Below are 20976 nucleotides of genomic sequence, written 5' to 3'. Positions count from 1 at the left end.
GAACCGGCATCAATCTCTGCTCCTCAATCCCAGATCACATGCCCCTGGCCGAGGGTGACTGGTACGAAGCCGGCCAGCTGGCGGGCCTGGTAGCGGACCGGCTGGCCGCTGCCCATCAGCAGGATGTTGCGGACATCGGCAGCGCCTTCGGCCGGCAGGGCGAAGGCTTCAACATAGGCAAAGTGTTCGCTGAGCGTGGTGTGGATGGCGCCCATCAGCCGGTCATTTTCGCTTTTGCCCATCAGGTTCAAGAGGATGGAGCCGCCGGAGTGGAGCTTGGTGCGGGTGAGCCGGAAAAACTCATGAGAGATCAGATGCTGCGGTGTGCCGGACGCAGTAAAGGCATCCAGCAGAATGTAATCATACTGGCCGTCCCGCTCCGCTTCAAGCAGACTCCGGCCGTCGCCGATCAGGACATTGTCCTGCGTGTAGCCGAAATGGGAGCGGCTGTAACGGACAACCTCCGGATTCACCTCGGCTACCTTGAAGCGCTTTTCCGCAAAATAACCGGCAATCGTGCCGATCCCGTGCCCGATTAAGAAAACATCCTGAAACAGCGGCCTGTTGTATTCCATCAAGTGGATCATCGCCCGCGGGTATTCGAACACAACCCGTTTGGGCTGCTCCAGGTCAAGCGCGCCTTGGATGGCATCGCCGGAGAACTGGAGGACGCGGAAGCGCCCTTTTTCACCATATAGCTCAGTTGTTTCATACACCTGAATTTCATTATTGTCATGCTGTGGGTGCAAATCAAGGACTCCTTACACGTGGGAAATTCGTTTGTATTCGTTCGGCGTAACGCCGACGGTTTTTTTGAACAGCTTGTTGAAATAGGCGGGATCGGGATAGCCGACCTCGGTGCCGATTTCGTGCACCTTCAGATCCGGGGCATTCCTCAGCAGCTGCTTGGCCGTCCGGATACGGATTTCGATCACATAGTCGGTCAGTGTCAGACCCGTCTCCTGCTTGAACAGCTTGCTTAAATAGCTTGGTGTCAAAAATACCATTCCGGCAAGCATGTTCAGATCGACGTGCTGCTTATAGTTGGCCGCGATCCAGCGTTTTACGGTTTCAACGGCCGTCCCGGACAGCTCCAGCCGGCGGGTGCGGATATCCTCCAGCACAGCACATAATGTGGAGGTGAACATTTCCTCAATCTCGCCAAGACTCATGCACGCTCTGACACTTTCCTCCAGCCTCGGGCGGCTCTGCTGCCGGTGAGCTTCTTCAAATTCCTTCAGCTCATTGCGTGCCGTTTCCTCCACCTGCTGCAGGCAGCGGAGGATAAGCTCCGGATAGGCCTGCTGATCCTCAAAGGCGCAGAACAGCCGGTGAATCCATTCCCGGACCCCGGATATATTCAGAATCTGCAGCTCATGAATGAGCGGCCCCCGGACCGGGAGAAAGGGATCTGCGGAGGCCATGTGACCGGCAGGCTTCAGCTCCTCAATAGTAGCATAATGCAGCGGCTGCGGGTTATAGATTCCTGCATCACAGGCCAGCTTGGCTTCGAGATAGGCGGTCCGCAGCCGGGCCGGATCGTCATAAGAGCGGCTGACCCCGAGGTGCAGCCGCTGCTGCGGGCAGGCTGCTCCGATCTCGCTGGCCGGCTCCCGGCGCTCAGCAGGCGTGAGCGGCTCCGGGGAATAGCGGACCCAGGCCAGCAGCCCGCTATGAATCTCCAGCAGATCTGACACAATGCCCTGATCTTCACGAAGGCGGTCTGCATAAGCACAGGCTCCTTCCAAGCGGCCGCCCTTCGCAACAGTGACTGTGAAATAGGGAAGGGGCAGGAGAATGCCGCCTATCAGCGCAGCCGCAGGCTCTTCGATTTGCAGCAGGGAGAGGAGCAGGCCGGCGCGCTGGCGGTTGTCTTTGTCCTGCTGCTGCTTCCGTTCCTGCTCAAGCGAATAGAGCACCTCAAAGAGCTGCTCCTTGTTAATCGGCTTCAGCAGGTAATCCACAGCTGAGCTGCGGATCGCCTCCCGGGCATAATTAAATTCCGTGAACCCGCTCATCAGCAGCGTGCGGATCTGGGGATGGCCGGCTTTCAGCCGTTTGATCAGCTCCAGGCCATCAATTTGCGGCATGCGGATGTCGGTAATGACGGCATCCACCTGCAGGGAGGGCAGCTCATCCAGAAGCTGCTTGCCGTCCGCATAGGTACCAACGACACAGAAGGTACTGCTCTCTTTACTGATCATCCGGGCCAGGCCTTCACGGATCAAAACCTCGTCATCTACGATTACTATACGCAGCATTGCGGCTTCCCCCTTCCTGGCTATATTTTTCCCTCCATCGCTTAGGCTTCTTTCAGTATTCACTTCAATTCAGCTTAAATTGTATCATTCCGTATCGCGTGTATCCGCAAGAGTGTCAATCCGGATGATGACACGGGTGCCGCGGCCCGGCTCGCTGAAGACCTGCAGGCCGCAAGCGCTGCCGTAATGCAGGCGCAGCCGCTCATTGACATTGCGCAGCCCGATGCCAAACTTTTCGCTGTCGGTGCTGTCCAGCAGGTTGCTGTTCAACAGCCGCAGCGTGTCTCCATCCATGCCGACACCGTCATCCTCAACGCAAAATACCGTTTTACTATCCTCGCTCCAGGCGGTAATAAGGATGGTACCCGGACCTTCTTTTGCCTCCAGCCCGTGGAATACAGCATTTTCGACTACCGGCTGAAACACCAGCTTAAGCAGGGGAAGCGGCAGAAACGCCTCCGGAACATCCATCTGCAGCCTGAACTTATCCGGAAAACGGATATGCAGCAGGTTGAGATAATTGCGTACATGATCCAGCTCATGGCGGACCGTCACCATTTCCTCGCTGCGGACGATGCCGTAGCGCATCTGCAGTCCGAGCAGATAGGTCAGCTCCGCTACACGCGGGTCGTCGCTGCCCTCTGCCAGCATGCGGATGGACTCCAGCGTATTGTAAATAAAATGCGGGTTAATCTGATTCTGCAAGGCACGCATATCGGCCTTCTGCTTGCGTTTCTCCGTCAGCGACACTTCCTGGATCAGATCCTTGACCCGGATAATCATCCGGTTAAAGTGGCTGCCGATCATTCCGATCTCATCATTATATTTGGGTGAGAGCCATACATCCAGATTGCCATGCTGCACCTGCTTCATCAGGCGGACCAGCGATTTCAGCGGTTTGGTCAGCGCATGGGAAATAAAGGTGGCTACCACCAGAGCAATGGCGACAATCGCCAGTGTAGTCAAAATCAGCGTGTTGCGGGTTTTCTGTACCGGAGTCAGGATACGTTCAAGCGGGATTGTGACCATCGTCGTCCACCCGGTTTTCTGCGATACGGTGTATACGGCCAGATAATCCTGCTCCTCCAGCCGGATCTGAAAATGTCCTTCCGGCCCGCCAGTCTTCTCCAGCAGCAGAGCGATATCCTGCTGCTCCCGGTCCGGGTTGTCTGCATGGGCAGTGCCTGCGGAATCAGCAGATATACCGCCATAGACCAGCCCGCCATGCTCATCAACAATGATCGTGTTGCCCTGGGTGACCGCGTTTACCGGATCGGCGATGCCCTTGAACAGCTTGATGTCGATATCGAATACAATCATCCCGATCGGCTTCAGCATGCTGACCGAGGAGACGGTCCGCATCACGCTGAACACCTCCCGGTGCTCGCCGGAGTTCACCCGGATGGTATGCCGGCCCTGCACAACGGGGGCTACCCCGGCTTCTTCCGTCAGGGTACGCCACAGTGTCATCCGTTCTGCCGGGAACAGCTCGTTAATTCCGGGAGCCCGGTCATAGAACACATAACCGTATTTATCCACCAGGTATACGGCAGTCATTTCTTCTTTGGTATGGATCAAATAGCTCAGGAACATCGACATGCTGGTGTTCTTTTCCCAGTCGGCATTCTGCTGCTCCAGATAAAATTGCACATCGGTATTGTATAGCGGCAAGGCGGTGTATCTTTTCAGGTCGGCGATATATCTGTCGATAGTATCCGAGGCATTGCCCGCCATCTGCCCGGCACTCTTCGTGGAGCTCTGCAGCACCGAATTGAAGGTAGAGCGCGAGGACAGGTAGCTGACATAGGTGATCGGAAGAGAAAGCACAAAGACGAATACGACAATCAGCTTGCGCTCCATCGGCAGGTTGGCCAGGAACAGCCAGAGTCTGCGGGGAATGCTCAGGATATAGGAAACCACTGAAGTTGTTCCTTTCCGTACACCCCTATTTTACCGCGCCGCTGGTGACTCCTTCAAAAATATAACGCTGCAGGAAGAAGTACAGAATGACCGTCGGCAGCAAAATCAGCAGAATGGCCGCACAGATCAGATTCCATTCGCCCGAGTTGACCCCCTGGAACCGCATCAGGATCGTGGTCACTACGCCAAGGCTTTGTTTGGGCATATAAAGGTAAGGGATGTACATGTCATTGTAGATGCTGATCGTCTTCAGAATCACCAGCGTTGCTGTCGCCGGAGTGAGGAGCGGGAAGATGATCGAACGGTAGATTTTGAACAGGGAAGCCCCTTCCACCATGGCACTCTCGTCGAGATCAAACGGAATGTTACGGATAAACTGCAGATACAGAATGATCTGGATCACATCGGCACCAATGTAGAGCACAATGGGAGCGCCGAGCGTGTTGTAAAGCCCTAGGCTTTTGATAATACCGAAGGTGGCGACCTGGGTAGTGATGCTCGGAATGATGGTGGCCACCAGGTAAGCTCCGAATACAAGCGGTTTCAGTTTAAAATTGAAGCGGCCCAGCACGTATGCCACCATTGTGCCAAACAGAATGTTCAGGGTCAATGTAATTATGATGATGACCAGCACGTTGCCGAAGCCGCTGAGCAGACCCCCGCGCTGGAACACGGCGATAAAGTTGTCGAAGTTCAGGAAGCTTTTCGGGAGAGCCATTGAACTGCTGGTGTTGAATTCATCGGTAGATTTGAAGGCATTGACGATAACTACGTAAGGCGGGAAAAGGACGACAAACACCCCGATCAGGAGCGAAACGTATTTGAGAAAGTCAACAGTGCGGAATTTGCTGTGGGTCATATTATTTGTCTCCTCCCCGGCTAAGCACCAGCTGCTGCACCAGCAGCACAATGACCACAAAGAAGAGCAGGATGATGCTCATCGCCGAAGCCAGGCCGTAGTTATTAAAAGCAAATGCCGTATCGACGACCTTCTGCACATAAGTCTCACTGGCGCCGGCCGGGCCGCCTTTGGTCAGAACGAACGGCAGATCGAATACTTCGAGTGCGCCCGTAACGGTCAGGAACAGATTAAGCTGGATGACCGGCTTCATGTTAGGCAGGGTAATTCTCCATAGTGTCTGAAAAGAGCCCGCACCGTCTATTTTGGCCGCTTCATAAATGTCCTTAGGAATAGCCTGCAAAGATGCGATGTAGATAACCATGTTATAGCCCATAAACCGCCAGAAGCCGGTGGAAGCGAGCGAGTAGTTAACCAGCCCTTCGGTACCAAGCCAGCTGGTCTGGCCGAGTCCGGTCAGTCCAATGCTGTTCAGGAACAGGTTCAGGGAGCCGTTGGTCGTATCAAAAACATAGCCGAACATAAAAGCCACCGCGACGCCGTTCATAATATAAGGCAGGAAGAGCATGATGCGGAAGGCGTTTTTGCCGCGCAGCTTGCTACTCAGTACGACAGCGAAGTAGATGGCGACGATATTCTGGACAATCCCCATGACAAAGTAGGCAAAGTTATGCGTGAACACCTTGAAAATATCCGGATTGCCGAACACCTCACGGTAATTGTCCAGGCCGACCCACGGTTTCTCAGGGCTGTAGCCGTCCCAGTTGGTGAAGCTGTAATAGACCAGCTTAAGGGCAGGGTAGTAGGTGAACGTTGCCAGAAGCAGCAGCGGAATGGTCAGAAAGGAAATGATGATAATCATCTTTTGTTTGTTATAGGATAATGTGCCGAACATGTCTTCAACCTTCTTTCCGTAAAAGCGTTTCATGGGTATGACGACAAAATGGATTACCCAGAGAAGGCATAATCCATTTTGCGCCGAAGTTTATGCGTAGCTAAGCTGCAGCGTGTCTACAGGATCAATAGCCGAGGTCTTTTTTGGCTTTGGCCCATGCTTTATTCCATTTGTCGAAGACGGTTTGCGGATCTTTGGCCAGAACGAATTCCTGAGCCATAGCCGGCAGGTCGAGCTGTGCCTTGTTAGTGATTTCAGTAACCTTGGCGTCATCTACAGTACCTTCCTGCAGGACTACGCCGGTAGCCTGGAATTCCTTCAGCTGCGTCAGGTTGGATTCTTTGCCCTTAAGCGGAGAGATGAAGCCGGCAAAATCCTCATAACCGGATTCTTCGATCATCCATTTGACGAAGGCTTTGGCAGCGTCTACATTTTTGCTGTTCTTGGCTACTGCATAGAAGAAGTCAGGGCTCAGCGGTGCAGTGATCGTGCCCGAGTTGTCATAAGGAAGCGGGAAGAAGCCTACATTGTCCGAAGTTGTGCCTGCGCCGATAACTTGGTTGATAACCCAGTTGCCCAGATAGTACATGGCGAATTTGCCGGATGCGATGTCTTTCTTCGATTGTTCCCAGTTGGTGGAGTTGATGTCTTTTTCCAGATAGCCCTTCTCATTCAGTTCTCTAAGCAGGCTCAGCGATTTGCCGTAGCCGTTGTCCATGGTAAAAGGAGTATCGGAGGTCAGCTTTTCGTTCGGGAAATTAGGGTCGCCGTCGATAATGCGGGGAACGGAGTATACCCAGTCGTTCAGCGGCCATTTGTCTTTAAAGTTGGAAGCGAGCGGCACAACCCCGGCTGCTTTCAGCTTTTCGCAGGCAGCGAGGAACTCATCCCAGGTCTTGGGAATTTCGGTGATGCCGGCATCGGCGAATGCTTTTTTATTGTAGACAATCCCTGTAGTGGAGTTACCGGTGGTGATACCGTACAGCTGGCCTTCATAGGATTTGAAATCTTTAAAGGTAATCTGGTCGGTCAGGCCGAGATCGTCAAGCGGTGCGAAATATTTCGGCAGGTCCGAGTTAGGGATGGTCGGGATGAACATGACGTCAGGAAGCTCGCCGCTGGCCATTCTGACTTTTGCCTGCTGGTTGTAGTCGGTCTGTGAGGCTTCAAATTCAACCTTGATATTCGGATACTTCTCATTAAAGCGCTTAACATATTCGTCATACTCTTTGCCGATCATGTCGGTTCTGTTGGTGAGGAAGGTGATTTTACCGCTGATGTCTGCGCCGCTTGGGGCTGCCGGTTCAGTGGTTGCCGCTGCATTTCCGCCGGTGTCGGCAGGAGCAGCAGTCGCTGCGGGTTCGTCTGTAGCTGTAGCGGCATTGTTGTTATTGTTGTTTGAACCGCAGCCTGTTAGGGATAGAGATAGAGCCATAATGATAACAAAAGATAACGAAAATAACTTGTTTCTCATTGCGTTGTCCCCTTTTCGTTTTATTGTTAGCGTTTACATGGATATTATAGCGTGATTTTCCGGCCTAAGAAATGTATTGAATTATTATTTATTGTCTTTATTTGTTTTCTTTCTGGGATTATAATTAGATTGTTGCTAACAATATAATAACAAAATACAATGGTTATCGTACGAGGTTCTGAAAACGCCTTTATTTATTGATTAACGAGATTAGAGTGTATGCTCACAAAACTTAAGCGTATGCTTCCGGGGTGAGTTTAGAGGGGCATATGCTAACAAAACTTAAGCCTATGCTTCCGGAGTGAGTTTTGTACGAGGCGAATCAGGAGGCATAAGCTCACAAAACTTAAGCGTATGCTTTCGAAGCGAGTTTTGTACGAAGTGAAATCAATGGAGTTTAGGCTCACAAAACTTTTAGGAGGACTCATGACGCACAAACAACTTGCTTTAACAAATTGGGAATTCAGGGCCTGCGGTGAGGAAAAATGGTTTCCGGCAGTTGTGCCGGGTACGGTGCATACGGACCTGCTGCGCAACGGACTGATTCCGCAGCCCTTTTATGGAAAGAACGAGCACGAGCTGCAGTGGATTGACAAAAAGGACTGGGAGTACAGAACGATATTGCAGCTGGATGAGGATTGGCAGAACCTGACGGTTACCGAGCTTAATTTTGCCGGACTGGATACGTATGCTGATGTCTACGTGAACAATGTGCATGCGCTTTCTGCAGATAATATGTTCCTGGCGTGGACGGTGGATGTCAAAGGGTTGCTGCGGGCCGGAGAGAATGAGATTGTGGTGAGATTCCGCTCTGTGGTGGCAGAGGATCTGCCGAAGCTGGAGAAGCTGGGTTATGATCTGCCGGCGCCGAATGACCAGTCCGAGCTGGGTGGTCTTGAGGAGAAAAGGATCAGCGTATTCGCGCGCAAAGCGCCGTATCATTACGGCTGGGACTGGGGCCCGCGTTTTCTGACCAGCGGTATCTGGCGTGAAGCGGTGCTTACCGGACGGACTGCTGCGGCAATTGCCGATGTGTACATCCGCCAGGATGAGGTTAAACAGGCGTCGGCACGGGTGACAGCAATAGTGGAAGTGGATACGCCGGGAACATGGGCGGGAACACTGCGGATTACTGCTGAAGGGCAGGAGTGGACGCGGGAAGTTACATTGGAACCGGGTAAGGGCTTGGTAGAGCTGGAGCTGGTGATTAATCAGCCGCGCCTGTGGTGGTGCAACGGGCTGGGAGCGCCTGAGTTAACATCGTTCCGGGTGGAGCTGCTCGAAAATGGGGCTGTGCTCGCTGGTGCTGAAGTGAAGACCGGTCTGCGGGAAATCAAGCTGATCCGCAAACCGGATGCGAAAGGCGCTTCATTTAAGTTCGAGCTTAACGGTGTGCCGGTGTTCGCTAAGGGTGCCAACCATATACCGAATGACAGCTTTATTACGGAAGTAACGGAAGCACGCTACCGGCATGAGATCGCATCAGCGGCAGCGTCGAATATGAACATGCTGCGGGTGTGGGGCGGCGGCTTTTATGAGGAGGATGATTTTTACCGGCTGTGTGACGAATACGGCCTGCTGGTGTGGCAGGACTTTATGTTTGCCTGCAGCATGTACCCGGGAGATGAGGCGTTCCTGGCGAATGTGCAAAAGGAAGCAGCTTATAATGTGAAGCGGCTGCGCAATCATCCTTGTATTGCACTCTGGTGCGGCAATAACGAGATTGACTCTGCCTGGGCGCAATTCGAGGAGAATAAGGGCTGGGGCTGGAAGGAGAAGCTGAGTGCCGAAATCCGTGAGACGCTGTGGAACGCTTATGAAGACATTTTCCACCGGATTCTGCCGGAGGCGGTAGCAGCTCATCATCCGGGTATGGAATACTGGCCGTCCTCTCCGCTCCGTGAGCTTACGAATGATATCGACCAGCACTCTGTGCGGATTGCAGGCGACGGGGATATTCATTACTGGGGCGTGTGGCACGGTATTGAGCCGTTCGAGAACTACAATGTAAAGGTTGGCCGCTTCATGAGCGAATACGGCTTCCAATCCTTCCCTGAGCTGAAATCGGTACTGACCTACGCGGAAGAGAAGGACATGGAGCTGGAGTCGGAAGTGATGCTGGCCCACCAGAAGAACGGGCGCGGCAATCAGATCATCAAGGAATATATGGACATCTATCTGCCGGAGCCGAAGGATTTCCGGTCGTTCCTGTATATGAGCCAGATTCTGCAGGCAGAAGCCATGCGGATGGCCATTGAGAGCCACCGCCGGAACAAGCCTTACTGCATGGGCACCCTGTACTGGCAGATGAATGACTGCTGGCCGGTGGCTTCCTGGGCCGGGATGGACTACTACGGCCGCTGGAAGGCGCTGCAGTATACTGCGCGCCGGAGCTTCAAGGATGTTCTGCTCTCTGTGGAGGCGATGGACGGGGAGAAACTGCAGGTTCATGCAGTTTCTGACCTGCGGGAAGCGTTGGCCGGGGAGCTGGTGGTCCGGCTGCATGACTTCAGCGGAGCTGTGCTGAAGGAGTGGAATCAGCCCCTGCAGCTGGAGGCTGATTCGTCAGCGGTGGTGTTCTCTGTGCCGGTGGCGGAGCTGCTGGGGGGCAGTGGGGCTGACCAGGTCGTGCTGGTAGCCTCGTTGCTGGTTGACGGCGCTCTGGTAGAGCGCAAGGAGCATTACTTTGCCGAGGCTAAAGAGCTGAAGCTGGAGCAGCCGGCTCTGACAGTAGCAGAGGTGCCGGGCAGCGGCGGCCTGAGCTTCACCGTCAGCAGCGACGTGCTGGCCAGAGGCGTATACCTGACGGCGGAGCAGGAAGGTATCTTCTCCGACAACTTCTTCGACCTGCTTCCGGGGGAGGAGAAGACGGTACAGTTCCTGCGGAGCGGCGGCGTGACAGCAGGCGCGGAGGCTGGAGGAAGTACTGAGGCTGCGGCAAGTGCCGGGTTGGAAGCCGGAGGAAGTGACGGGGCTAGAGCTGGAGTGGAAGCTGCGGCTACTGGTGCCGGACTAATAAACGAGGCGAAAGCTGGCGCTGGTGCGCCGGATTTCACTCCTGCTGTTCCGCAAGGGCTGGAAGTCCGCTCAATGGCGGATTATGTGAAGTAAGGCGGGCGGCATAGCCATGAAGATACGCAAGCTGGAAGTCTTCTTGTGCAGAACGGTGAGTTAGAGGATAGAGTCCCTCTGGTAGAGGCTAGTGGGAGCTCTCAGGGCAGAAATAGAGGGAAAAATCCCTCTGATTGGGGCCGAAGTGGGCTGCCAGGGCAGAAATAGAGGGAAAAATCCCTCTGATTGGGGCCGAAGGAGGCCGCCAGGGCAGAAATAGAGGGAAAAATCCCTCTGATTGGGGCCGAAGGGAGCTGCCAGGGCAGAAATAGAGGGAAAAATCCCTCTATTTCCCCACTACATTCATCCAACGCGGACAAATTGGCGGAGTGGAACAAAATATACCTATCTATTAGGGAGAAGGAGCCGGAAAATGGCGATTTGGGTACAGGAAGACAAGGGAATCTTTCATCTGCAGAGCAAGGGTATGAGCTATATTATCGGTCTTTATAATAACTATCCGATGCACGTATACTGGGGCAAGAAGCTGCGCCATGACGGCAATTTGGACGGTCTGCCGCATCTGGGTGTTGGCACTGCGCTTGACCGGCTTCCGCAGGAATATCCGCAGTACGGCACAGGAGATTACAGGGTGCCGGCCTACCAGGTCAAGCTGCAAGATGGTACGCGGATTACAGAGCTGCAATATACCGGATACCGGGTGCTGGCGGGCAAGCCTCAGCTTGCCGGACTTCCGTCTATATATGTGGAATCGCCGGAAGAAGCGGATACGCTGGAGATTACGCTGCGCGATGATTATGCCTCGCTGAATGTAATACTGCGATATACTGTATACCGCGACACGGATGTCGTTGCCCGCTCGGTGGAGCTGGTCAATGACGGGCAGGCCCCGCTGGATCTGCTGCGCGCGCTGAGCGCTTCCGTTGATTTCCCGGAAGACGGCCAGTTCGATCTAATCTATCTGTCCGGCGGCTGGTCGCGGGAAGCCAATCTGACCCGCAGACGGCTGGAGCAAGGCACGACGGCACTGCAGTCCCGCCGCGGCATGAGCAGCCATCAGCACAATCCGTTTGCCGCGCTGGCCAAGCCGGGAACAGACGAGCACCAGGGAGAAGTATATGGCTTCTCTCTGGTCTACAGCGGCGGCTTCGCTATTGAAGCCGAAGTGGATGCGTTCAGCCATACCCGGCTGGGCATCGGGCTGAACCCGTTTGATTTCTCCTGGCGGCTGGCTCCGGGAGAGAGCTTCCAGACACCCGAAGCGGTAATGGTTTATTCGGCTGAGGGCCTCGGCGGCATGTCGCGGACTTATCACCGCCTGTACCGTACACGTCTGGTCAGAGGAACCTTCCGTGATAAAGAGCGGCCGATTCTCGTTAACAACTGGGAAGCTACCTATTTCAACTTTAATGCCGATAAGCTGGTTGATATTGCGGCCGAAGGCTCCAAGCTGGGCATCGAGCTGTTCGTGCTCGATGACGGCTGGTTCGGCAAGCGTGATGCCGACAACTCTTCACTCGGCGACTGGACCGAGGATCTGCGCAAGCTGCCCGGCGGACTGGCCGATGTGGCGAAGCGGGTTAATGATCTGGGCATGCAGTTCGGCCTGTGGGTTGAGCCGGAAATGATCTCCCCGGACAGCGACCTGTACCGCGCGCATCCGGACTGGTGCCTGCATGTACCCGGACGCCGGCGGACGGAAGCGCGCTGGCAGCTCGTGCTTGATCTGACGCGTGCCGAGGTACGGGATTATGTGTATAACGCGCTCAGCAAAATTTTCTCCAGCGTGCCTATCGCCTATGTGAAATGGGATATGAACCGTAACCTGACGGAGATTGGCTCGGCTGAGCTGCCAGTTGAGCGTCAGGCTGAAACTGCCCACCGTTATGTACTGGGGCTGTATGAGCTGATCGACCGCCTGACGGGTGATTTCCCGCATATTCTGTTCGAAAGCTGCTCCAGCGGCGGCGGCCGGTTCGACCCGGGTATGCTCTACTACATGCCGCAGACCTGGACCAGCGACGACACCGACGCGGCAGAGCGCCTGAAGATTCAGTACGGAACCAGTATGGTGTATCCGATAAGCGCGATGGGCGCGCATGTCTCGGCAGTGCCAAATCACCAGGTCGGCCGGGTTACACCGCTGTCGTTCCGCGGGGATGTCGCCATGTCCGGTAACTTTGGCTACGAGCTTGACCTGACGAAGTTCACCGACGAAGAAAAGGAACTGGTGAAGCAGCAGGTAGCGAATTATAAGGAAATACGCAGCCTAGTGCAGCAGGGCAACCTGTACCGCCTGCAGAGTCCGTTCGAAGGTAATGAAACGGCATGGATGTTCGTCTCGGACGATCAGCGCGAGGCGCTGGTTTATTACTTCCGTGTAATGGCGGTGCCATATCCGGCACGCCGGACGCTGAAAGTCCGCGGCCTGAATCCGGATCTCGACTACAAGGTGCTGGATAGCGGTGAAGTCTTCGGCGGTGACCGGCTGATGCAGGCCGGGCTGGCGCTGCCGGACATCCAGCGCGATTATGTGAGCGGCTGCTTCCACTTGAGAGCGCAGGGTTAGTGGGATTAATTAAACAAAGGATTAATTAAATGAATAGCTGTAAATGAGCCAGGGAAACCTGGCTTTTTTTATTTCACATGGGAACAATAAAAAGTGAAGAGCAAAAATGCCCTTGATTTCAGCCTACGCAGCCCAAACGGCAGAATCAAGAGCAAAAATGCCCCTGATTTCAGCTCACACGGGCGAAACGGCAGAATCAAGAGCAAAAATGCCCTTGATTTAGCCTACGCAGCCGAAACGGCAGAATCAAGAGCAAAAACACTACCTTCGCCAATTAATGTTCGTGTTTAGCGTTACTTTCATGTTAGATTTAGTTTTTTTGTTGCCGAAAATACTTTAACTATGTATAATAGCAATTAATCTCGATGTGATTGTACGATATTCTGGTTTTCAAAGGTGGTTTCATGGCAGAACTGGAAAACAGCGAGCAGAAGAAGAAGATGTGCCAGATTTACAATGAGATCTCCAAGGAATTGTTTGGTTTCGGGACGACCTTGCTCCGTGTATCTGTCGATCAGCGGGTCATTACCTTTCACGCCAAGCACCGCAGGTCTCCACGGTCGACGCCCTTGAGGGCGAGGCGCCGGAGCTTAAGCAGGAAGTGGACTTCCGGATGTCGCTCCTGTTCAAGAAAAGATTCAAAGAACGGCTTGAAGAAGAGATGGGCCTGACGATTGAGGTTCTGCTCAGAGATTACGACGCACCGACCCAGTGGGCTTTTACGAATATGATACTGGCCGGTGAATAACAGCTCTATCTTAATATCTGCGGATTTTTGCTTTTGATCTATCTTAAGCGAAGACCGTCCTTCTATAACGGGTAGCTCTTGACTTTGTTTACACAAAGGAAAGTGTTCTTGTTCCTACAAGAATGCTTTCTTTTTTTTATGGAAAAATAGATCACAATTATATTCTCAGGAGGTTTTTACTAATGAAAAAGATCATGACTACCGGCCTGGCACTGGCCCTGACTTCTATGCTGGCGGCTTGCGGCGCGAATAATGCGGCGACCAACAACACTGGAACTGATAACGCGGCCCAAGGAAATACAGCGTCAGCTGAGCCGACAGAGCTGGTCATTTCCACCTGGGGCTTCTCGGAGGATTTCTTCAAGGAAGCGGTCTATGCACCGTTTGAGAAAGAGCATAATGTCAAAATCGTCGTGGAAATCGGCAACAACGCCGAGCGCCTGAACAAAATACGCCAGGGCAGCTCAGACGTGGACGTAGTCTATCTGTCCGATTATTATGCGCAGCAGGCTATTAACGAAGGGCTGTTTGATACGATCGACAGCAGCAAAATTCCGAATCTCCAGAATATTTATGATATCGCAAAAGCGCCGCTTGGTGCAGAATACGGTCCGGCGTACACCATTGGACGTCTGGGCATTGCCTACAACCCTGCTCTGACCTCGGGCGAGGTTACTGCATGGAGTGACCTGTGGACCAAGTTTGATAAAAATCTGGCGATGCCGGCGATTACCGCTACAGCAGGACCGATGATCGTTGATGCAGCTTCCCTTGCCGCAGGCAACGCAGATTTCAATGAAGATACGGCGTTCACGAAGCTGAAAGAACTGGACAGCAATGTTGTGAAATACTACGGCCAGACCTCCGAGTATGTGAACATGTTCGGCCAGGAGGAAATCGCCGGCGGCCCGATCATGGAAATGTACTTCAAGGATCTGCAGGCGGCTGTGCCTGATGCCAAATTCGTGGCACCATCTGAAGGCGCGTATGCTGTAATGAACACCGTTAACGTAGTTAAAGGCAGTGACAATAAAGAGCTGGCTGAAGAATTCATCAACTGGCAGCTGAGCGAGGAAGTACAGGCGGCATCGGCCAAAGCAAAGGTGGATTCCCCGGTTAACATGAACGTTATGCTGACACCTGAAGAAGCGGTGGGCGTGACTTACGGAGCGGATGTCATCGGCCAGCTGCGCAAGCTGGACATGTCGTTCGTGAACCAGCACATTACCGAGTGGACGGACCGTTTCAACCGTGAGATCGGCGGCTAAGGATGACAGTACGCAAAAAGGTCATTCTCGATGTAGATACAGGAGTTGACGATGCGCTGGCGATTATGCTGGCTGTCACGAGCGGGGAGCTCGAGATTCTCGGGATTACCACCGTCAGCGGCAATGTCTCGCTGGATCAGGCGACCCTGAATACCTGCAAGATTCTGGAGCTGCTCGGCGTATCCGGGCAGATTCCGGTCTTCCGCGGGGCAGGCCAGCCGCTGGTCCGGGATAGCGTGTTCGAGCACCGTGTACACGGCTCGGACGGCATCGGCGGCGCACTGGCCGATATGACGGTAACGAAGCGGCCTGAAGCAGAACGGGCGGAGGATTTCATCATCCGCCAGGTGCTGGCGCAGCCTGGAGAGGTCACGCTGATTATGACAGCGCCACTGACCAATCTTGCGCGTGCCCTGCACAAATGCCCTGAGCTGACGCAGCATGCCGCCGAGGTGATTGTGATGGGCGGTGTGGTGCAGAGCTTCGGCAACATTACGCCGACGGCGGAATACAACATGTACGTTGACCCGGAGGCAGCCAAGCTGGTGCTGGCGGCCGGGTTCCCCCGGCTGACGCTGGTCGGGCTGGATGTGACCCGCAAGGCGCTGCTAAGCGCAGACGATATTGGCAAGCTGCAAAATCCGGTGATCCGTGATTATGTGGAGAAGAGTACGGCGGATTACCGCACGCGTTATTTTGAACGGAACGGTGTACAGGCCTGTGCGCTGCATGATCCGCTGGCGGTGGGTGTGGCACTGAACCGCTCGTTCGTTACTGTGCGCGATTACTTTGTGGATGTTGAGACAAGAAGTGACCTCTGCGACGGCCAGACCGTCTGTGATTTCCAGAACCGTTTGGGACGGCCGGCGAATGCCGGTGTCTGCCTGGAGGTGGATGCGCCCGCTTTTCTGGAATGCTTCATTCACAGCTTGAACAGCAATAGCTTTAACAGCCTGAACCAATAGCAGAAGAAGGACGGGAGTCATTAGAATGAACAAAAAAGCATTGTACCTGCTGCTGCCGGGCCTATTATTCCTTGCGGCCTTCATGCTGGTCCCGATTACGCTGACGGTTGCCTCGACTTTTGTGCAGGACGGGAAGCTGACGCTGGAAGGGTATCTGCATTTTTTCCGGGACGGGTACTTTAACCGCATCCTGCTGACTACGCTCCGGGTGAGCGTGGTGACAACGCTGGTCTGCATGCTGCTCGGTTATCCGGCGGCTTATTATATCTCACGGGCAAGCGCCCGCAAGAAGAGCATTCTTCTGGCATTGTCGATTTTTCCGCTGCTGACGAGTCCGGTTGTTCGTTCTTTTAGCTGGATGATTATTCTCGGCAAAAAAGGGCTGATCAACTCCTTCCTGGTCAACACCGGACTGATCGATAAGCCGCTGGACATCCTCTACACGCCGACGGCAATGATGATCGGGCTTGTACATCTGTTCCTGCCGCTGATCATCATCACCCTGCTCGGGGTTATGGAGAATCTGGATCACGAGCTGGTGCGGGCGGCGCGCAGTCTGGGGGCTTCCCCGTTTGCCGCATTCCGCAAAATCACCTTCCCGCTGACGGTGCCGGGCCTGATTATCGGCGGCATTCTCGTCTTTGTCGGCAGCCTTACGGCGTATACAACACCGGCGCTGCTCGGCGGTAAGGAGCGGGTGGTCTCCACCTTCCTGTACCAGAACGCCATGACGCTGAACGACTGGCAGGCGGCCTCGGTTATCGCTGTCATTATGATTGTCATTACATTTGTGGTGGTGGGGCTGATGAACGCCTGGGCCAACCGCCTGAATCCGAAGGGGTGAGAACATGAAGGAAGGTAACCGCGCGCTGTCCTTGTACACGCTGCTGGTCTTTATATTTTTGCTGGGTCCGCTCGTGATCATTTCGATTACATCCTTTGAGCCGGGCACGGTCCTGAAATTCCCCCCTGAGGGCTTTTCGCTGAAATGGTACCGGAATATTTTTGAGGTCAGCGCCTTTATGGACACCTTCAAAACCTCCATTATCATCTCGCTGCTCGGCAATCTGCTGGCGCTCCTGCTGGGTGTGCCTGCGGCCTATGCGCTGAGCCGTTACCGGTTCCGCGGGCGGGATACGCTGAATGCGATTTTCCTGTCGCCGGTGCTGATTCCCGGAATCGTGCTGGGCTTCACGCTGCTGCGCTATCTGATTGTCGTCTACGGTCTGCCGATTTACGCCGGGCTGCTGATTGGCCATACGGTAATTATGCTGCCGTTTATTATCCGGGTTATTGCTTCAAGCCTGGAGAATTTCGATTTCGCGGTGGAGGAGGCGGCACAGAGTCTTGGTGCTTCAAGAATCTATACCTTCTTCAAAATCGTGCTGCCCAACATCCGCTCGGGGATTCTGGCGGCGATTCTGATCGCTTTTCTGGAATCGTTCAACAACGTGGATATCTCCGTCTTCATGACCGGTCCGGGGATCAGTACCCTGCCGATTCAAATGCTGACCTATGTGCAAAATTACTTCGATCCTACAATTGCCGCGATCTCCGTCATTCTGATGGTGCTGACGGCAGCGCTGATGTTCGTCATCGAGCGGCTGATGGGATTCGCTTATTTCACCAAAAGATAGCCAATTAAAGGATAACGGAGGCATAACGCAATGTCACTTTTAAGTCTTGAGCAGGTATCGGTTGCGTATGACAACCGTCTGATACTGGAGGATTTCAATCTGTCGCTGGCAAAAGGACAACTGCTTTCCCTGCTCGGCCCGAGCGGCTGCGGCAAAACAACGACCCTGCGCCTGATCGCCGGATTTCTGAATGCGGAAGCGGGAGCTTTCATGTTCGGCGGCAAGGATTACACCAAGGTTCCGGTCGAAAAGCGTAATTTCGGCTTCGTGTTCCAGAGCTATGCGCTGTTCCCGCATCTGTCGGTATTTGATAACGTGGCGTTCGGCCTGCGGCTGCGCAAGCTGAAGGAAGCGGAAGTGAAGAAGCGGGTAACCCGGATGCTGGAGATTGTCAGTCTGGGCGGCTTTGAGAAAAGACTTCCGGCAGCCCTGTCCGGCGGACAGCGCCAGCGGGTAGCAATTGCCCGGGCGCTTGTCATTGAGCCGGATCTGCTGCTGTTCGACGAACCGCTGAGCAACCTCGACGCCAACCTGCGGGTGAACATGCGCGTGGAGATCCGCCGCATCCAGCAGGAGCTGGGCATCACCACCGTTTATGTCTCCCACGACCAGGAGGAGTGTTTCTCGATCTCTGATCAGGTGGCGGTTATGAACAATGGCAAAATCGAGCAGCTTGACAAGCCGTCGGCCATCTTCAAGTATCCGGCCAGCGAGTTCGTGGCCCGGTTTATCGGGTTCGGGAACTTTATCGCTTTTGACGGACGGAATGATGAAGGTTCAGATATCGAGCTGAGCCGCGGTGCGCTGAAATTCCTTGCTGCCAAACGGCCGGAAGGACTCGGCAACACAGGATTGCTTGGAGCAATCCGTCCTGACGATTTGCAGCTGTTTGCAGCTAACCCGGAGCCAGGTACGGCCAGTAACATCCTGCCGGGAACCGTGCAGATCAGCACGTACCTCGGCCGCAGCTATCAGTACCAGGTGGAGACGGAGCTGGGTGTGTTCACGGTGAATCAGGAGATGGAGCAGCCATTCGTGCAGGGACAGCGGGTTACGGTTTATTTTCCAAAAGAGAAGCTGGTGCTGGTGCAGTAGCGCTTCATAAGGAGCAGACATGATGATTACAGATCAACTTATACTGAACGCTAAAGTGTACAACAGTTACTATAAACGGTTCGAGACGGCGAATGTTGCTGTAAAAGACGGGCGTTTCCTCTATGTCGGCCAGCTTGGTGCGGAAACGTTCGAGGCTTGCGAGACGATCGATGCTGGGGGGCAGTATCTTGTGCCCGGGCTGATTGATATCCACCTGCATATTGAGAGCACGATGATTACACCGGAGACGTTCTCCTACGGTATTCTGCAGCATGGGGTAACGACGATTGTTCCCGAGCCGCATGAGATGGCCAATGTGTTCGGCGTTGAAGGTGTGCATGAGATGATCCGGGCCAGCCAGGACTGTCTGGTGGATATGTTCTACGCCATTCCAAGCTCGGTGCCGGCGACTCCGCTGGAGACAACGGGCGGCTCGATTGAGATTGCCGATATTGACGAGCTGATGGCGACGGAGCAGATGATCTGCCTCGGCGAGGTGATGAATTTCGTAGATGTGATCCGTGATCCCGATTGCAAAAGCAACCAGATCCTTCAGCACGTCCGCAGCAAATATCCCGGTCTGGTTATCGAAGGGCATACGCCGAAGCTGCTTGATCTGGAGCTGCATCAGCTGATCTTTGCCGGGATTGACTCCGATCATACCCATCAGAGTATTGAGGGCCTGACCGCCCGGATTGCCGCCGGGATGTTCATCGAGATTCAGGAGAAGTCGATGACCCCGGAGGTTGTCGACTATCTGATCCAGCATCCGGTCAGCGAGCATTTCTGCTTCGTGACTGATGATGTGATGACCGACTCACTGGCAGCGACCGGGCATCTGGACCATCTGGTCCGCAAGGCCATCGCCATGGGCATGGCGCCGGAGGCCGCTGTCTATGCGGCCACCTACACGCCGGCCCGGCGGATGAAGCTGGACGACCGCGGCGTGATCGCGCCGAACAAAACCGCCGACTACCTGCTGCTGTCTGACCTCGGCAGCTTCACGATTGAGGCGGTTTACAAGCGCGGCGCGCAGGTGTGGGACCGCAGCCGTCCGCAGGTGCAAGCAACGCCGGAGCCGCGCTTCCCGGCGCATTTTTACCGGAGCGTGCAGCTCGCGCCGCTTAGCGCCGGTGACTTTGCGGTGCGCTCGGAGCTGCCTGACGGCCGCTACGGCGCGCGCGTGATGACGGTCAACAACGTGTCCACGTTTACCGAAGAGAAGCATGTGGAGGCCGGAGTGAAGGACGGCCTGCTGCAATGGCAGGACACCGGCTGCGGCCTGATCGCTACCTTTGAGCGGTACGGCAAAACCGGAGGCCGCGCCTACGGCCTGACCGGCGGCGACACGATCAAGCGCGGTGCAATCGCCACGACGTATTCGCACGACAACCACAACCTGCTCGTGGTCGGCCACAATGCGGAGGACATGGCGCTCGCCGCCAATACGGTCATTGCCGAGCAGGGCGGCTTCTGCGTCGTCTGTGACGGCGTAGTGCTGGCCCTGCTGGCGCTGCCGGTCGGCGGCATCCTGACCGAGGCGCCGCTCGCCGAGACGGCGGAGCGGGTGCTGGGGCTGCGCACAGCGATGGAGTCGCTGGGCTACAACCACTACAACCCGATCATGTCGATCAGCACGCACTCTCTGCCGGTAAGTCCGGCGCTGAAGATTACGGACTTTGGGCTGATCGATGTTGTCGCGGGGAAGGTAGTGCCGCTGCTGTTCCCGCTGGGGGAAGCGTAAGGGAGAAGCTGCTGACGGTTTCGCTGAGAGAAGCGTGAGGGGCAGCTGCTGGTGTTCCCTTGGGTGAGGAGTGAGGAAGAGGTGCTTCCGCTCCGCTGTGTGAAACGTGGGCATAAGGCGCTGCTGTTAATTAGGGCGGAGCGATAAAGGAGGGGCGTCCCAAACGGGATGCCCCTTTTTTTATACAGCAGGATAGAGACTGCATGCCCGCTGCCGGATCTGTACTGCTCAGTAGTAACTTGGCGTAATTTGTGTGAATGATGGATTAGCAAAGGAGAGTGTTGGTGCGGGGCTGCTGAAGTTGAGTAGGTGATGCTGAATAGCTTATGTTGAGTAGCTAAAGTTGAGTAGCTGAAATTGAGTGGCTGAGGTTGAGTAGCTGATGTTAAGTAACTAATGTAGAGTCGCTGATGTTAAGTAACTAATGTAGAGTCGCTGAGGTTGAGTAGCTGATGCTGAGCCGCAGAGC

General features: G+C 54.6%; 16 protein-coding genes and 1 pseudogene. 10 read left to right on the top strand and 7 right to left on the bottom strand.

Annotation, left to right across the window (positions count from 1 at the left end):
• Nucleotides 1-23 precede the first annotated feature (23 nt).
• The 6 genes from AWJ19_RS04535 to AWJ19_RS04510 form a co-directional block, all read right to left on the bottom strand.
• On the bottom strand, nt 24-749 hold the full coding sequence (locus tag AWJ19_RS04535) for a fused MFS/spermidine synthase (RefSeq protein WP_068721888.1): 726 nt from the start codon (nt 747-749) through the stop codon (nt 24-26).
• A gap of 12 nt (nt 750-761) precedes the next feature.
• Nucleotides 762-2261, bottom strand: coding sequence for a response regulator (locus AWJ19_RS04530; RefSeq protein WP_068721887.1), 1500 nt, complete (start codon nt 2259-2261; stop codon nt 762-764).
• 84 nt (nt 2262-2345) lie between these two features.
• The gene (locus AWJ19_RS04525) at nt 2346-4181 is read right to left on the bottom strand and encodes a sensor histidine kinase (RefSeq protein ID WP_068721886.1); all 1836 of its coding nucleotides are present in this window, start codon (nt 4179-4181) and stop codon (nt 2346-2348) included.
• A gap of 25 nt (nt 4182-4206) precedes the next feature.
• A complete protein-coding gene (locus AWJ19_RS04520; protein ID WP_068721885.1) occupies nt 4207-5040 on the bottom strand; it encodes a carbohydrate ABC transporter permease in 834 nt (277 codons plus the stop codon).
• Nucleotide 5041: 1 nt separating this feature from the next.
• Nucleotides 5042-5935: a sugar ABC transporter permease gene (locus AWJ19_RS04515; RefSeq protein WP_068721884.1), complete on the bottom strand. Its 894-nt coding sequence runs from the start codon at nt 5933-5935 to the stop codon at nt 5042-5044.
• 124 nt (nt 5936-6059) lie between these two features.
• Nucleotides 6060-7409, bottom strand: coding sequence for an extracellular solute-binding protein (locus AWJ19_RS04510; protein ID WP_068721883.1), 1350 nt, complete (start codon nt 7407-7409; stop codon nt 6060-6062).
• 426 nt (nt 7410-7835) lie between these two features.
• Here AWJ19_RS04510 and AWJ19_RS04505 point away from each other — a divergent pair, with 426 nt between their 5' ends.
• From AWJ19_RS04505 to AWJ19_RS34555, 3 genes are all read left to right on the top strand, one after another.
• Nucleotides 7836-10520 carry a glycoside hydrolase family 2 protein gene (locus AWJ19_RS04505; RefSeq protein ID WP_082707695.1) on the top strand — a complete coding sequence of 895 codons (2685 nt, stop codon included), beginning with the start codon at nt 7836-7838 and terminating at the stop codon, nt 10518-10520.
• 373 nt (nt 10521-10893) lie between these two features.
• Nucleotides 10894-13050 carry an alpha-galactosidase gene (locus AWJ19_RS04500; protein WP_068721882.1) on the top strand — a complete coding sequence of 719 codons (2157 nt, stop codon included), beginning with the start codon at nt 10894-10896 and terminating at the stop codon, nt 13048-13050.
• Nucleotides 13051-13143: 93 nt separating this feature from the next.
• Entirely contained in the window at nt 13144-13341 is a 198-nt protein-coding gene (locus tag AWJ19_RS34555) for a hypothetical protein (RefSeq protein ID WP_128083497.1), read from the top strand.
• 65 nt (nt 13342-13406) lie between these two features.
• Here AWJ19_RS34555 and AWJ19_RS36255 read toward each other — a convergent pair whose 3' ends face one another.
• Nucleotides 13407-13595, bottom strand: a complete 189-nt coding sequence (locus AWJ19_RS36255) for a hypothetical protein (RefSeq protein ID WP_241781604.1) — start codon at nt 13593-13595, stop codon at nt 13407-13409.
• Between AWJ19_RS36255 and AWJ19_RS04495 the strand changes: the two are divergent.
• The 7 genes and pseudogenes from AWJ19_RS04495 (at nt 13512) to AWJ19_RS04465 (ending at nt 20507) form a co-directional block, all read left to right on the top strand.
• Nucleotides 13512-13798: pseudogene (locus tag AWJ19_RS04495) on the top strand (DUF2294 domain-containing protein). The gene AWJ19_RS36255 and the pseudogene AWJ19_RS04495 overlap by 84 nt on opposite strands.
• 182 nt (nt 13799-13980) lie before the next feature.
• Nucleotides 13981-15066, top strand: a complete 1086-nt coding sequence (locus AWJ19_RS04490; RefSeq protein ID WP_068721881.1) for an ABC transporter substrate-binding protein — start codon at nt 13981-13983, stop codon at nt 15064-15066.
• A gap of 2 nt (nt 15067-15068) precedes the next feature.
• Complete coding sequence (locus tag AWJ19_RS04485) at nt 15069-16031, top strand: nucleoside hydrolase (protein ID WP_068721880.1); 963 nt, start codon at nt 15069-15071, stop codon at nt 16029-16031.
• A 25-nt stretch (nt 16032-16056) separates the two neighbouring features.
• Nucleotides 16057-16875, top strand: a complete 819-nt coding sequence (locus AWJ19_RS04480; protein WP_068721879.1) for an ABC transporter permease — start codon at nt 16057-16059, stop codon at nt 16873-16875.
• Between the two features lie 4 nt (nt 16876-16879).
• On the top strand, nt 16880-17668 hold the full coding sequence (locus AWJ19_RS04475) for an ABC transporter permease (protein WP_068721878.1): 789 nt from the start codon (nt 16880-16882) through the stop codon (nt 17666-17668).
• Between the two features lie 30 nt (nt 17669-17698).
• Nucleotides 17699-18763, top strand: coding sequence for an ABC transporter ATP-binding protein (locus tag AWJ19_RS04470; protein WP_068721877.1), 1065 nt, complete (start codon nt 17699-17701; stop codon nt 18761-18763).
• 22 nt (nt 18764-18785) lie between these two features.
• Nucleotides 18786-20507 carry an adenine deaminase C-terminal domain-containing protein gene (locus AWJ19_RS04465; RefSeq protein ID WP_068721876.1) on the top strand — a complete coding sequence of 574 codons (1722 nt, stop codon included), beginning with the start codon at nt 18786-18788 and terminating at the stop codon, nt 20505-20507.
• The last annotated feature ends 469 nt before the right edge of the window (nt 20508-20976 follow it).

It is taken from the genome of Paenibacillus sp. DMB5 (assembly GCF_001517085.1).
Taxonomy (GTDB): domain Bacteria; phylum Bacillota; class Bacilli; order Paenibacillales; family Paenibacillaceae; genus Paenibacillus_AQ.
The sequence above is the reverse complement of the archived record's forward strand: the minus strand, read 5'-3'. Positions and strand labels throughout refer to the sequence as shown.